The sequence below is a fragment of the Kaistia algarum genome (assembly GCF_026343945.1).
GTDB lineage: Bacteria > Pseudomonadota > Alphaproteobacteria > Rhizobiales > Kaistiaceae > Kaistia > Kaistia algarum.
Window position 1 is genome coordinate 912,567 of sequence record NZ_JAPKNJ010000001.1, and the last position, 14,180, is coordinate 926,746.

Consider the following 14,180-nt stretch of genomic DNA (forward strand, 5'->3'; position numbering starts at 1 on the left):
AAGCCGCCTTGCAATGCTGCGAATTTCGCCCGATGCTAGGTTGACTGGTCAACCTGATGACTGGATGTGTCGATGGCCCGTGCGCCCGTCCCTCTTGCCGATCCGACGATGGAGCGTCCGCTCTATCGTCAGTTGATCGACAGCCTCCGGCGCGATATCGCGGCGCGGCAGCCGGGCGACCGGATCGACAGTGAACCCCAGCTTTCCCGCCGCTTCGGCGTCAGCCGCTTCACAGTGACCCGCGCGGTCGAGGCGCTGGTCGACGAGGGGTTGCTCTATCGCCGCCAGGGCCTCGGGACTTTCGTCGCCGCCCCGGCGCTGACGCGGGCGCCGTCCTATCTGATGAGCTTCACGGAAGCGGTCGCCGCCGCCGGTCGCGCACCGGCGCATCGCGTCCTCGCCTTCGGCCCGGCGCAATGGCGTCCCGACCTGCCCTTTGCCGAAGGCGAGGCGCTGGTTGCGCTCGACCGGCTCCGCCTCGTCGACGGCATGGCGACAGCCATCCATCGCTCGGTGCTGTCCCGTGTCATTGCCGATCGCGTCGGGCTGACCGCCGACATCGTCGCGAACCCCGCTTTCTCGCTCTATCGCCGTTTCGAGGAGGCCGGTCTGTTCGTCGAGCGCGGCGTCGAGATGCTGCGCGCCCGCCCGGCGAGCGACGAGGAAGCGCGCCTGCTGCGCCTGCTCGACGACCGCGTCGTCATGGCGGTGCGCCGCCAGTCCTTCGCGGCCGACGGAACGATCCTCGATGTCGTCGACGCGGTCTATGACGCGCGCCGCTACGCCTATGAAGCCGAGATCCTGCGCAAGACGGGACCGGCCGAACAGACAACCAAACCACAGCCTTCCAGGGAAAAAGACCATGTCTTACAAGTGGATAGTGAACAGCGCTTCGGCCCTCGCCTTGGCCCTTGGAGCGACGAGCGCAGCGAAGGCGGCTGACGCGCCGGCGGCCCTCATCATCGCGCAGGGCGGCCTCGGCGATCAATCCTATAACGACCTCGCCTATGAGGGCTTCAAGAAGGCCGTCGCTGCCGCCAAGATCGAGGGCAAGCCGGTCGAATCGAAGGACGTCGTCGCGCAGGCAGCCGATATTCTGCGCCGCGCCTCCGACGCCGGCTTCGGCCTTCTGGTCGACCTCGAATATTCGCATGGCGAGGCGCTCGCCACCGTCGCCAAGGATTATCCGGACACGAAATTCGTCATCCTGAACCAGGTGCAGCCGGGCGCGAACGTCGCTTCGGTGCTGTTCCAGGAGCAGGAAGGCTCGTATCTGGCCGGCGCGCTCGCCGCGCTCGTCACAACCGATACCTCGATCCCCGGCATCAACGACAAGCCGATCATCGGCGTGATCGGCGGCACCAAGTCGGTCGGCATCGACAAGTTCATCGTCGGCTATATCCAGGGCGCGCATGACGTGAACCCGAATGTCGAGGTGAAGGTCGCCTATTCCAACAATTTCGGCGATCCGGCGATCGGCCTGCAGATGGCGAAGGCCATGTATGATGAGGGCGCGGACATCGTCTATCAGGTCGCCGGCGGCACCGGCATCGGCGTGATCCAGGCGGCAAAGGAGACCGGCCATTACGCGATCGGCGTCGATACCGACCAGGACGGCCTCGCGCCCGGCGCCGTCCTTACCTCCATGCTGAAGCGCACCGATATCGCCGTCGAGACCGTGGTTGGCGATTATGCCGGCGACAAGTTCCCCGGCGGCCAGACCGTGACGCTCGGCCTCAAGGAGAACGGCGTCGCGCTCTCGGACATGAAATACACCAAGGACAAGATCCCGGCGGCGACGCTCGCCAAGGTCGACGAGTTGAAGGCCAAGATCCTCTCCGGCGACATCAAGGTCTGGAACGCCGTCGACCAGGGCTATCCGAACTTCTTCAAGTAAGCCGGCATAGCATCGAGCGCCCATGTCGGCTTACGCATCCAGGACCCGGATCGGCGCGCGCGCGATCGTGCGCCGCTTCGGACCCGTCATCGCCAATGACGGCATCGATTTTGCCGCCGCGCCCGGCACGATCCACGCGATCGTCGGCGGCAACGGTGCAGGAAAATCGACCCTGATGCGGATCCTGCAGGGGGTCGACCGTCCGGATGAGGGAAGCGTCATCCTCGATGACCGTGAGGTCCGCCTCGCCTCCCCGGCCGATGCATTTGCGCGCGGCATCGGCATGGTGCACCAGGAATTCATGCTGGTGGACGAGCTGACACTGCTCGAAAATCTCATCCTCGCCCGCGAGCCGGTGCGCGCGCGCGGGATCATCGACCGCCGCAAGGCGCTGGCCGAGGCCGAACAGGTGGCCGCAATGGCCGGCGTTCGGTTGGATTGGCAGATGAGCGTTGCCGATGCGCCGGTGCATATCCGGCAGATCCTGGAGATCCTCCGCCTGCTCTATCGCGGCGCGGATGTGCTGATCCTCGACGAGCCGACCGCCGTCCTCGCCCCGGCGCAGGTGCGCGAGCTGATCGGATTGATGCGCCGGCTAAGAGCGGAGGGGCGCACCATCCTCTTCATCAGCCACAAGCTGGACGAAGTGATGAACGCCGCCGACGCGATCACGGTGATCCGCCGCGGCCGCGCCATCGCCACGGTTGCGCCCGGCGAGACCAGCAAGGCGAAGCTTTCCGAGATGATGGTCGGCGAGCCGGTCGAATTGCCGGTCGTCCACCGCGCGGTGCCGCATGACGGCGTGCCTGTCCTGGCGGTCAACAAGCTGGTCGCGCGCGACGGCCGCGGACTGCCGCGCCTCGGCCCGATCGATCTCAATCTCTATCCGGGCGAAATCGTCGGAATCGCGGGCGTTGCCGGCAACGGGCAGGACGAACTCGCCGCCGCAGCCGCCGGGCTCGGGCGGATCGATGCCGGCTCGATCCGGATGGATGGACAAGACATCACGCGGGCGCGGACGGGGTGCTTCCGCGATCTCGGCATCGCCTATCTGAGCGCCGACCGCGCCGGCGACGGGCTCTGCCTTTCCGCCTCGATCCGCGACAATTTCATTGCCGGCAGCGAACATGCGCCGGCCTATTCGAGCGCCGGCCTGCTGCGCCTTGGCGCGATCCGCGAGAGCGCGCGACGGGCGCTCGAAACGCTCTCCGTCCGCTATGGCGCGATGGGCGATCCGGTGAAGAGCCTTTCCGGCGGCAACCAGCAGCGCGTCGCCATCGCGCGGGAATTCGAGCGCAAGCCTCGTATCCTCATCGCCGCGCAGCCGACGCGCGGCGTCGACATTGCCGGCATCGCCTTCATCCATCGCCAGATCGTCGCCTTCCGCGATGCCGGCGGCGCGGTGCTGCTGATCTCGGAGGAACTGGACGAGATCCTGTCGCTCTCCGACCGCATCGTCGGCCTCTATGGCGGGCGCATCACCGGCGAGCTCGACCGCAGCGATGCGACCGTCGAGCGGGTTGGCCGGCTGATGCTGGGCGAGAAGGCGGCATGATCCGCGCCGGCCTCACCCAACTCGGCGCCGCCGCCCTGCCCTTCGTTCTGGCGCTGGCGATCGGCGCGATCGTGCTCGCCGCCACCGGCCATGACCCGCTTTCGGTCTACGCGCTGATGGCCTCGGAGGCCTTTGGCGGCACGCGCCGCATTGCCGCGACGCTGACCGCGACGACACCGCTGCTGCTGACCGGCCTCGCTACGGCGGTCGCCTTCCGCTCGGGCGTGTTCAATGTCGGCGTCGAGGGCTGCTTCTATCTCGGCGGCCTCGCCGCGGCGACGCTCGGCTTCTGGCTGGTGGGCTGGCCGGCGATCGCCATCATCCCCGTCGCGCTGCTTGCCGGCGCGCTGATCGGCGGCGCCTGGATGGTGGCGCCGGCGGCGCTGAAGGTCCGCCTCGGCGTCGACGAGGTCGTCACGACGCTGATGCTGAACTTCATCGCCATCAACCTGACCAGCTGGCTCGTCAACGGCCCGCTGCTCGCACGCGGCTCGGCCAATTCGGCGACACCGGCGATCGAGAAGGCGGCCGAACTGCCGCGCCTGCTGCCACCCTCGACGCTGCATCTCGGCTTCATCATCAGCCTCGCGCTGGTCATCCTCTACGGCTTCTGGGATCGCTTCACCGTCGCCGGCTTCCGCTCCCGCCTCATCGGTCTGAATGCCCGCTTCTGCCGCGCCGTCGGCATCGATGTGCCGTCGCTGGTGTTCCGCATGATGATCCTTTCCGGACTGATCGGCGGCCTCGCGGGCGCCATCCACGCGCTCGGCCTCGTCCATCGCTTCGTCGCCGGCTTTTCTCCCGGCTATGGCTTCACCGGCATCGCCGTGGCGCTGCTCGGCCGCAATTCGGCGCTGGGCATGATCCTCGCGGCGCTGGTCTTCGGGGCGCTTGCCTCCTCCGGCGCAACGATCCAGCTCTTCTCCGACGTGCCGATCGAGATCGTCGAGGTGCTGCAGGGCACGGTCATGATCTTCGCCGTCGCGAAGCTCGGCCTGCTGCTGCGCGATCGGAGAAGGCTCGCATGATCGATCCGCTGATCCATGCCGCGCTGCTGATGACGACGCCGATCCTGCTCGCGGCGATCGGCGGCCTCGTCAACCGCGTCGGCGGCATCGTCAATATCGGCCTCGAATCGATGATGCTGACCGGCGCGCTGGTCGCCGTCATCGTCTCCGCCGATACGGGCAGCGTGATGCTGGCGCTGCTGGCGGCGCTCGTTGCAGGCGGGATCGTCGGCCTTCTGATGTCGCTCGTCGTGACGCGGCTCGCGGCCAACGAGATCATCGTCGGCCTCGGCTTTTCCGTCACCGTGGCCGGGCTGGTGCGCTTCCTGTTGAAGAGCGTCTATGGCGTCTCCGGCACCTTCAATCCGCCCGGCGTCGTCATGCTGCCGCGGATCGATATCCCGTTCGTCGCCGATATCCCGATCCTCGGCACGATCCTGTCGGGCCAGGATCCGCTGACCTGGTTCGCCTGGGCCATGGTGCCGGTCACCACCTTCGTGCTGGCGCGCACGCGGCTCGGGCTGCGGCTGCGCGCTGCCGGATCCGCCGAGACGACGGCGCGGGCTTTGGGTCTCGATCCGCTGGCGATCCGCGATGCCTCGACGGTCTTCGCCGGAGCGATGTCCGGCCTTGCCGGCGCCCATCTCTCCATCGGCGTCGTCGGCCTGTTCAACGAGGGCATCACCGGCGGCCGTGGCTTCATCGCGCTCGCCGCCTTCTATTTCGGCCGCAACCGGCCGTGGCGGACGGCGCTCGGCGCGCTGCTGTTCGGCTTCTTCGAGGCGCTGCAGATCCGCCTGCAGGGGCGCGGCGTTCCGGCGGAGCTCGTGCAGATGCTGCCCTATCTCATCGTCATCCTCGTCCTGACCGGCCTCGGTCTCGCCAATCGCCGCCGGAGCGGCTCCTCCTCATGACAGCGCCGAAAACAGCCCTGATCCTGGTTGACGTGATCAATTCCTTCTTCCTCGAAGGCCAGCCGAATTTCTATCCGGCGGCACTCGACGTGCTCGGCCCGCTGCATGACCTGCTCGCCGCGGCGCGGGCGGGCGGCCATGTCGTCGTCCATGCCGTGGAGCAGCACTATCCCGAATTCGACGACTACGAGTTCAGGAAGCTGCCGCGCCATCACATGGAGGGCGCGATCGACGCCGCCTTCTTCGGCGAATTCCGTCCTGAGGGACCGCGCGAGATCGTCACGCGCAAGCGGCGCTTCAGCGCCTTCTTCGCCACCGACCTCGCCCTCTTCCTGCATGAGCAGCGGACAGAGCGGGTCATCCTCGCGGGCGTGAAGACCAATGTCTGCATCCGCGCCTCGGCGCAGGACGCCTTCGCCAATGGCTTCGACGTCGTCGTACCGCGCGAGGCGACCAATTCGAACCGGCCGCATCTCGCCGAGGCCTCGCTCGAAGATATCGACCGCTATATCGGCCGCGTCGTGCCGCTCCAGCAAGCGCTGGAGATGCTGGCATGAGCCGCGTCGCCATCACCGGCTTTTCCAGCTTCGACTATGCATTCCGGCTGCGCGGGCCGATGGTCGCCGACAAGACCACGACGATCGACTGGCGCTCCGGCGAGTGGCCGCGCGTCGGCGGTCCGCCGGCCTTCATCGCCAGCGCCATGGTGCGCGCCGGCTTCAGCGATGCCATTCCGGTCAGCTGGATCGGGCAGGACCGCGAGAGCCAGGCGTTCCTTTCGGCACTCTCCGAGGCAGGCGTTGAAATCGGAGGTATTGCACCTCTTCCCGGCCGCATGCCGACCAGCGTGCTCGCCTATGATCCGGACGGCGGCTGCCATTGCCTGTTCGATCCGGCCATCGAGGTGCCGCAACGCCTTGATGACCGCCAGAGCACGCTTGTGGCCGAGGCCGATTGGGTCTGCCTCACCGTCGGGCCGCCCGACGTTACCGAACAGATACTGGCGCTCATCCGGCCGGAAACGAAGCTGATCTGGTCGGTCAAAGTCGACGAGCGCGTCATGCCCGGTGATCTCGCTGCCCGCGTTGCCGCGCGAGCCGACATCGCCGCCTGGAGCCGGGGCGAAGCGGAATTTGCCGCCAAGGCCTTTGCGGCCAGCGCATCGAACCGTCCGAGCCGCCTGCTGATCGAGACACGCGGTGGCAGCGGGGTCGTCCTTCGTTCCAGCGAAGGCGAGGCGCGCTTCCCCGTCCGGGCGATCGACACCAGCGACACGACCGGCGCCGGCGACACCTTTCTCGGCGGCTTCCTCGCCGCCTTCATCGAAGAGCCGGGCGATGCCCACGCGGCCATCCGGCATGGGATCGCCGCGGTCGAGGCCCTGCTGAGGGCCCGGCTCCAGAACAACCGCCAAGGAAACGAGACGCCATGACGCAGACAGCCACGACCCGGACGGCCTGGTATATTGGCTGCCGCCAGGACGAGGTCGGCGAGGCCGCGATCCTCGTCGGCGACCGCGCCCGCATCGACCGGATCGCCGAGCACCTCGAAGACCCGCATTTCGTCGAGGAGAACCGCGGCCTGCGCACGGTGACGGGTACGCGCGCCGGCAAGCGCATCACCGTCTCGGCCTTCGGCATGGGCGCGCCGATCGCGACCATCGTTCTGCATGAGCTGTTCGACCTCGGCATCCGCACATTCCTGCGCATCGGCACGGCCATGGTTTTTCCGCCGGCCGTGCTCGGCGATTTCGTGCTCGCCGATGGCGGCGTGCGCTCGGAAGGAACGTCGCGCACCTATGCGCCGCTCGCTTATCCGGCCGTCGCCGATTTCGACCTCGGCCTCGCGCTGCGTGCCTCGCTGAAGCTGCATGACGTGCCGTGGCGCTCCGGCATCTTCGGCACCTATGACGGCTTCTATACCGAGATGTTCGCGCTCTCCGATGGCGAGAAGCAGATGATCGACGGCCTCCGGTCCGACATCCGCAAGATGGGCCTGATCGGCACGGACATGGAGACGGCGACGCTGCTCACCGCCGGCCGCATCCTCGGCGCCCGCACCGCCAGCCTCTGCCTCGGCACGGTCGACGGGCTCAGCCAGGAGAAGATCGACCCTGCCGCCATGGCGGCAAAGGAACGCCAGATGTTCGAGATCGCGCTCGACGCGGTCGCCGCCAGCCTCTCCTCGCAACAGGATCTCGTCCCGTGACCGCGATCACCAACCGCTATTTCGACAATCTCATTGAGCGCCTCACCACGGTGCGCGACACGCAGGCCGACGCGATCGACCGCGCCGCCAGCGCCTGCGCGGATTCGATCGGCAAGGACAAGCTCGCCTTCACCTTCGGCACCGGCCATGGCGCATTGCCGGCGATCGAGACCTTCCCCCGAACCGGCACGATCGTCGGCTTCCGGCCGATCGTCGAGAGCACGATGATCTCGTTCCACCGCGTCTGGGGCGACATGGGCTCGCGGCAATACCGCTTCATCCATGCCGTCGAAGGCTATGGCAAGGCGATCCTGCGCTCGCACCAGCTCGATCCCGAGGACACGATGGTGCTGTTCTCCCATTCCGGCGTGAATGCGGTGATCCTCGATATCGCACTGGAAGCGAAGGAGCGCGGCATGACGCTGGTCGCCGTGACCTCGCTGCCGCATTCCTCGGTGACGAAGTCGCGCCATTCCTCCGGCAAGCGACTGTTCGAAGTCGCCGATATCGTCGTCGATACGGGCGTGCCGCTCGCCGACGCCGCGATCCGCATCGACGGGCTCGATTTTCCGGTCGGCGCCAATTCGACCTCGATCACCATCGCCATCGCCCATGCGATCGTCTCGGCGACGGCGGAGAAGCTGGTGCAGCGCGGCATCCAGCCCTTCGTGATGGTGAACCCCAACACGGCCGGCAAGGAAGCCGCCAACGTCCAGAACGACAAGAACTATGACGAACTCTGGCGCCGCCTGAAGGCGCGCTGACGGGGAGAGCGACATGACCAGCGAGCGCGAGCTTTTCATCGATGGCGCCTGGCGCCCGTCGCTCTCCGGGCGGCGACTGGAGATCGCCGATCCGGCGAGCGGCGAGCGCGTCGGCTCCAGCGCACTGGCCGATGCCGCCGATATCGACGCGGCCGTCCAGGCCGCTCGCAAGGCGTTTCCCGGCTGGGCCGCGACCCATGCCGACGAACGCGCGCGCATCCTGAAGCGCGCCGCAGACCTGATCGAGGATCGCGTTCCGCAGATCGCGGAGCTCTTGACGCGCGAGCAGGGCAAGCCGGTTCCCGACGCCGAGAAGGAGATCCGCTTCGGCATCGAGGTGATCCGCTACTATGCCGAGGAAGGCCGCCGCATCGGCGGGTCGCTCCGCCCATCCTCCCGCGCCGATATCCGCAGCCTCGTCGTCACATCGCCGGTCGGCGTCGTCGGCGCGATCACGCCGTGGAACTATCCCGTCGATATCTATGCGTGGAAGCTCGGCCCGGCGCTCGCCGCCGGCTGCACGCTGGTCGTGAAGCCGCCGCATGAGACGCCGCTGGCGATCGGCAAGATCGTCGAATGCTTCGCCGAAGCCGGGCTGCCCTCCGGCGTGCTCAACGATCTGCCCGGCACCGGCCCGGAAGCCGGCGCGGCGCTGGCGGCCCATCCCGGCATCGACATGATGACCGCCACCGCCTCCACCACCGCCGGCCAGTCGATGATGCGCGCGGCGGCCGACACGATGAAGCGGCTGGCGTTGGAACTGGGCGGCCAATGCCCGTTCATCGTGCTGGACGACGCCGACATCACTGAGGCGGCAGCGGCCGCGGCGCGGCGGTCGTTCTCGAACATGGGCCAGATCTGCATCGCGGTGAACCGCATCCTCGTCGCCGACCGGATCCATGACGAATTCGTCGAAGCCCTCGTCGCCGAGACGCGCAAGATCCGGCTCGGTCATGGCATCGACAAGGGCGTCGGCTATGGACCGATGCTGCTGGAAAGCGGCCGTACCCGCGTCGCGCGCCATATCGCCGATGCGGTGCAGCGCGGCGGCCGGCTGCTGGTCGGTGGCGAAAAGCCAAAGGGCGAGCCATTCGATCGCGGTTTCTTCTTCGAGCCGACCCTCGTCGACGACGTGCCGGATACGGCGCTGGCCATGACCGAGGAAACCTATGGCCCGCTCGCCGCGATCCGCCGGGTGAAGGACGATCGCGAAGCGCTCGCCGTCGCCAACGCCCTGCCCTACGGCCTCGCGGCCTATGTCTTTTCCGGCGACATCGAACGTGCCTGGACCTTTGCCGAGCGGCTGGAGACCGGCGCGGTCGGCGTCAACATCAACGACACGACCGAATTGCAGGCCCCCTTCGGCGGCTGGAAGCTCTCCGGCGTCGGCCGCGAACTCGGGCCCGAGGGCATCATGGCCTTCCGCGAATCGAAGCACATCAAGATGCGGATTCGCAGCCGGCTCGGCTGAGACTGGCGGGACGGCCGGCCGCATCCTATCTATGGGGCTCACCCCCACAGGAGACAGCGCGATGTCGGCAGCCGCGGCGACGGTGGTTCGGACGGATGAGGAGTGGCGGAAGCTCCTGACGCCCGAGCAATATTACATCATGCGCCAGCACGGCACGGAGCGGCCGGGAAGCTGCGCGCTGCTGCATGAGAAGCGGCAGGGTACCTTCACATGCGCCGGCTGCGGCCAGCGGCTTTTCGCCTCGGGCGGCAAGTTCGAGAGCGGCACGGGCTGGCCAAGCTTCGGCGCCCCGATCGAAGGCTCGGTTACGACGACGGTAGATCGCAGCCACGGCATGGTCCGCACCGAGGTGTCATGCAGCCGCTGCGACAGCCATCTCGGCCATGTCTTCGACGACGGCCCGCCGCCGACTTTCCTGCGGTATTGCATCAATGGCGTCGCGATGAATTTCGAGCCGGCCTGAGCCGGCACGGATCGAAGGCTTTCCGGCCCCCGCAAAGGGGCCGGAAAGCCTTGCCCAAGCTCAGAACGGAGCGTCGATATCGACGACGTCGATGAGCTTGTGGTTGACAAATTCCTTGATGCCGAGGCCGAGCAATTCGCGGCCATAGCCGGAACGGCGGACGCCGCCAAAGGGCAGATCCGCCTTGACCATGGTCGGGTGATTCACGAACACCATCCCGGTCGAGATCTTCTTTGCGACTTCCGCGCCATGGGCAGGATTCGAGGTGAAGACCGAGCCGCCGAGCCCGAAAGGCGAGTCATTGGCGATCCGCACGGCATCGGCCTCGTCCTTCGCCCGGAACAGCATTGAGACGGGGCCGAAGAACTCCCAATAGCGCGCCGGATTGTCCTCGCCGACATCGGTCAGGATCGTCGGCTGCACGAAGGCGCCCTGGTTGGGGACGCTCGGGCCGACCTCTTCCGCCTTGGCGCCCAGCGAAATGGCCTGCCGAACCTTGTCCTTGATCTCGTCGGCAGCTCCCTGCGAGGAGAGCGGCGCCAGCGTAGTTTTCGGATCGAAGGGGTCGCCGGCAATCAGCGCCGCCACGCCCTTGCGGTAGCGTTCCAGGAATTCGTCATAGACTTCGTCGACGACGATCATGCGCTTGGAGGAAACGCAGACCTGGCCGCCGTTCCAATGCCGACCGAACACGGCCCAATCGACCGTCTTCTTCATGTCGGCATCCGCCAGCACGACGAAGGCGTCGGCACCGCCGAGTTCCATCGTCGACTTCTTCAGCGCCTTGCCGGCCAGGGCCGCGATGGTGGAGCCAGCCGCCTCCGAGCCGGTCAGCGCCACGCCATGGACACGCGGATCGTTCAGGATGAACTCGATCTGGGTACGCGTAGCATAGAGGTTCCGGAAGGCACCGTCCGGCAGGCCCGCCTCCTTCATCAGCGCGTCGAAGGCGGCCGCGCTTTGCGGGACGTTGGAGGCATGCTTCAGCAGCATCGTGTTGCCGGCCGAGAGCTGCGGCGCGATGATCCGGGCGATCTGGTAATAGGGGAAGTTCCAGGGCTCGATGCAGAGCAGCACGCCAAGCGGCTCGTGAACGAGGGTCACCCTGCCCTCGGAGGCATGGGCCACCGGCAAGGTTTCCGGCGCGAGCAAGCGCTCGGCGTTGGTGGCGTAATAATCGAAGATCTCGGCGGAAAGCTCGACCTCGGCCCTCGCCTCGGCGAGCAGCTTTCCCATTTCGGTCGTCAGTATTCTCGCATAGGTGTCGGCGTCCTGGCGCAGCAGATCCGCAGCCTTCTGCATCACCTTGGCCCGCTCGGCGAAGCTACTCTCGCGCCAGGACAGGAACGCCGCGTGGGCATCGCCGATCGCCTGCTTCACGTCCGCATCGGCCGCGTCCGGGAAGGTCTTCAGCACCTCGCCAGTATAGGGATTCGTCGTCGCATAGGCCATGTCTGGCTCCTTGTTCGATGACAGTCCGCCTCGTCTGGCGAGGATCTCGGACCTGCTTCCGATATCACCGGCCGACGGAACGTCCGGGTAAGCGCGGCTGCGTCCAGCAAGCGATCGATCGCCCGTCCCTGGCTGCCCGCGCTTCGACTTCAGCATCCATTTTATATCGGATGCCTTATCGTCCACTTTGACCAAGATCACGGTTTCCTGTTTTCGGTCACCCGCGCGTCGGACGTTTCGCGCCGGCCGACGATCCTGGCGAAGCGCCTGACGAGACGGCGGCCGCGTGATCCCTGCCCTCGCGCAAGCAGCCCTGGGAGCAAGCCTGAGAAGTAGGGTCTCGATCACACGCCACCGCTTGACGAAGCTCACAGCTTGAGCAATTGATCAGATGTCAGACCAATTTTGGCTCAAGCCAAGGGAGCGGTCATTGATGGGAGACGCGCTTTGGGAGGGGGTGCTTTCGAGCCTGGCTGTCGGCTTCTCTCCCGCGCGCCGATGGCGTTAGTCGCCCGATGAACTCGTCCTTCCCTGGCCTCGCCCCGCTCCCTTCCTCCGACCGTGCGCGCAGCGTCATGAAGGCGCTGGCCGACTTCATATCCACCTCAGGGGTCAAGCCGGGCGAACGGCTGCCGACCGAGCGCGAATTGATGGCGGCCCTTGCCGTCGGTCGCTCCACCGTGCGCGAGGTCATCCGCCAGTTCCAGGCGCTCGGCGTCATGGAATCTCGCAAAGGCAGCGGCACTTATCTCCTGCGCGGGATATCGGCCGACACGGTCCACATGCCGCTTTCCTTCGACACGACGCATCTGCGCGACGCGCTGCTGACGACGCTGGACGTGCGGCGCGGGCTTGAGGCCGAGGCGAGCGCGCTCGCCGCGCGGCGGCGGACCGATGCCGATCTGAAGCGCATCGAGGAACGGCTCGTCACGATGGAGAGCGTCCATCACGAGAAGGGAACGGCCGGCCGAGAGGACCTTGCCTTCCACCTCTCGATCTATGACGCCACGCACAACCCGCTCTTTCCGCAATTACTGGAGCAGATGCGCGAAGCGTTCGAGAGCTTCTGGGCGAAGCCGTTCAACCGACCCGATTTCGCCCGCCGCTCCTTTCCGCTCCACCGCACGCTGTTCGAGGCGATCGCCGCCCGCGACGAGGCACGCGCGCGGGCCGAGACATTGGCAATCCTTCAAATCGTCGAAGAGGACATCCGCGAAATGTCCGAAGACACCGACAAGGCAATGAAATGACCGATAGCGTCGACCCGTTCGACCATGCTTCCCTGCTGCTCGCCCATGATGGCGTCAACGCCTATGACGCCGTCGTGCCGCCGATCGTGCAGACCTCGCTCTTCACCTTCTCGTCCTATGCCGAGATGGAGGAGACCTATAAGGGGCTGAAGGTTCGCCCGACCTATAGCCGCGGCTTGAACCCGACGGTCCGCGCCTTTGAGGAAAAGATCGCGGGGCTGGAGGGCGCCGAGGACGCGCTCGGCTTTGCCAGCGGCATGGCATCGATCTCCTCGACCGTCATGACCTTCGTCAGCCCGGGCGACCGGATCGTCTGCGTCCGCCATTGTTATCCGGATGCCTATCGCCTGTTCGAGACGCTGCTCGCCCGCTACGGCGTCGAGACGAGCTATGTCGACGGGCTCGATATTGACGCGGTGGCGGCGGCACTGCCCGGCGCGAAACTCTTCTACATGGAGAGCCCGACGAGTTGGACCATGGAAACGCATGACGTCCGCGCGCTGGCGGCGCTGGCACGGGAGAACGGCGTTCTCACCGTCATGGACAACAGCTGGGCCAGCCCGGTCTTCCAACGGCCAATCACGCTCGGCGTCGACCTCGTCGTGCATTCGGCGTCGAAATATATCGGCGGCCACAGCGATGTCGTCGCCGGTGTCGTCGCGGGTTCGAGCGAACTGGTCGGCCGGATCCGCTCGTCCACCCTGCCCTATCTCGGCGGCAAGCTGGCGCCGTTTGAAGCCTGGCTGCTGCTGCGCGGCCTCCGGACCCTGCCGATCCGCATGAAGGCGCATGAGGCAGCTGCGCTTTCGGTGGCGCGGCGTCTCGCCCTCCATCCCGATGTCGTCTCGGTCAGCCATCCGGGCCTCGGCAACAAGCTGCCGGAAGGTCTTTTCGGCACTTCAGGCCTGTTCTCCTTCACCTTCCGCGAGGGCATCGACATTCCCGCCTTCGCCGACCGTTTGCGGCTGTTCAAGCTCGGCGTGAGCTGGGGCGGCCATGAAAGCCTCGTCGTGCCCGCTCAGGTCGTGCGGGTACAGGCGGCGGGACCCAATTCCGCGATCGATTTCGGCGTCGATCCGAACATGGTCCGCCTCCATGTCGGCCTCGAAGGGGCCGGCGCGCTCTGGAACGACCTCGCCGAGGCGATCGAAGTCGCCCGGCGGCCATGATCCTGATGGGAACCTGAACAAAAAGGGGAG

The 14,180-nt window shown here is 66.7% G+C and carries 14 protein-coding genes; 13 read left to right on the top strand and 1 reads right to left on the bottom strand.

Annotated features, from left to right (window positions below; all coding sequences use genetic code 11):
• The first annotated feature begins 72 nt into the window (after positions 1-72).
• From OSH05_RS04460 to msrB, 11 genes are all read left to right on the top strand, one after another.
• Positions 73-942: a GntR family transcriptional regulator gene (locus OSH05_RS04460; protein ID WP_104217386.1), complete on the top strand. Its 870-nt coding sequence runs from the start codon at positions 73-75 to the stop codon at positions 940-942.
• The gene (locus OSH05_RS04465; protein WP_104217385.1) at positions 863-1,897 is read left to right on the top strand and encodes a BMP family lipoprotein; all 1,035 of its coding nucleotides are present in this window, start codon (positions 863-865) and stop codon (positions 1,895-1,897) included. Before OSH05_RS04460 ends, OSH05_RS04465 begins: the two co-directional genes overlap by 80 nt.
• A gap of 22 nt (positions 1,898-1,919) precedes the next feature.
• Entirely contained in the window at positions 1,920-3,452 is a 1,533-nt protein-coding gene (locus OSH05_RS04470; RefSeq protein WP_104217384.1) for an ABC transporter ATP-binding protein, read from the top strand.
• Positions 3,449-4,480 (top strand): ABC transporter permease, encoded by a 1,032-nt coding sequence (locus OSH05_RS04475; RefSeq protein ID WP_104217383.1) that lies wholly within the window; start codon positions 3,449-3,451, stop codon positions 4,478-4,480. Before OSH05_RS04470 ends, OSH05_RS04475 begins: the two co-directional genes overlap by 4 nt.
• Positions 4,477-5,373, top strand: coding sequence for an ABC transporter permease (locus OSH05_RS04480; RefSeq protein WP_104217382.1), 897 nt, complete (start codon positions 4,477-4,479; stop codon positions 5,371-5,373). Before OSH05_RS04475 ends, OSH05_RS04480 begins: the two co-directional genes overlap by 4 nt.
• On the top strand, positions 5,370-5,930 hold the full coding sequence (locus OSH05_RS04485; protein WP_104217381.1) for a cysteine hydrolase family protein: 561 nt from the start codon (positions 5,370-5,372) through the stop codon (positions 5,928-5,930). Before OSH05_RS04480 ends, OSH05_RS04485 begins: the two co-directional genes overlap by 4 nt.
• Entirely contained in the window at positions 5,927-6,805 is an 879-nt protein-coding gene (locus OSH05_RS04490; RefSeq protein ID WP_104217380.1) for a carbohydrate kinase family protein, read from the top strand. Before OSH05_RS04485 ends, OSH05_RS04490 begins: the two co-directional genes overlap by 4 nt.
• The gene (locus tag OSH05_RS04495; protein WP_104217379.1) at positions 6,802-7,581 is read left to right on the top strand and encodes a nucleoside phosphorylase; all 780 of its coding nucleotides are present in this window, start codon (positions 6,802-6,804) and stop codon (positions 7,579-7,581) included. The genes OSH05_RS04490 and OSH05_RS04495 overlap by 4 nt, the downstream gene beginning before the upstream one ends.
• Positions 7,578-8,345 carry a sugar isomerase domain-containing protein gene (locus OSH05_RS04500; protein ID WP_104217378.1) on the top strand — a complete coding sequence of 256 codons (768 nt, stop codon included), beginning with the start codon at positions 7,578-7,580 and terminating at the stop codon, positions 8,343-8,345. Before OSH05_RS04495 ends, OSH05_RS04500 begins: the two co-directional genes overlap by 4 nt.
• 13 nt (positions 8,346-8,358) lie before the next feature.
• A complete protein-coding gene (locus tag OSH05_RS04505; RefSeq protein WP_104217377.1) occupies positions 8,359-9,816 on the top strand; it encodes an aldehyde dehydrogenase family protein in 1,458 nt (485 codons plus the stop codon).
• A 61-nt stretch (positions 9,817-9,877) separates the two neighbouring features.
• Positions 9,878-10,279: a peptide-methionine (R)-S-oxide reductase MsrB gene (gene msrB / locus OSH05_RS04510; protein ID WP_104217376.1), complete on the top strand. Its 402-nt coding sequence runs from the start codon at positions 9,878-9,880 to the stop codon at positions 10,277-10,279.
• Between the two features lie 60 nt (positions 10,280-10,339).
• Here the strand turns inward: msrB and OSH05_RS04515 are convergent, their stop codons facing one another.
• A complete protein-coding gene (locus OSH05_RS04515) occupies positions 10,340-11,731 on the bottom strand; it encodes an NAD-dependent succinate-semialdehyde dehydrogenase (RefSeq protein WP_104217375.1) in 1,392 nt (463 codons plus the stop codon).
• 515 nt (positions 11,732-12,246) lie between these two features.
• On the opposite strand from OSH05_RS04515, the gene OSH05_RS04520 reads away from it, so the two are divergent.
• Positions 12,247-12,981, top strand: a complete 735-nt coding sequence (locus tag OSH05_RS04520; protein WP_266352057.1) for a FadR/GntR family transcriptional regulator — start codon at positions 12,247-12,249, stop codon at positions 12,979-12,981.
• The gene (locus tag OSH05_RS04525; RefSeq protein WP_104217374.1) at positions 12,978-14,150 is read left to right on the top strand and encodes a PLP-dependent transferase; all 1,173 of its coding nucleotides are present in this window, start codon (positions 12,978-12,980) and stop codon (positions 14,148-14,150) included. Before OSH05_RS04520 ends, OSH05_RS04525 begins: the two co-directional genes overlap by 4 nt.
• Positions 14,151-14,180: the final 30 nt, after the last annotated feature.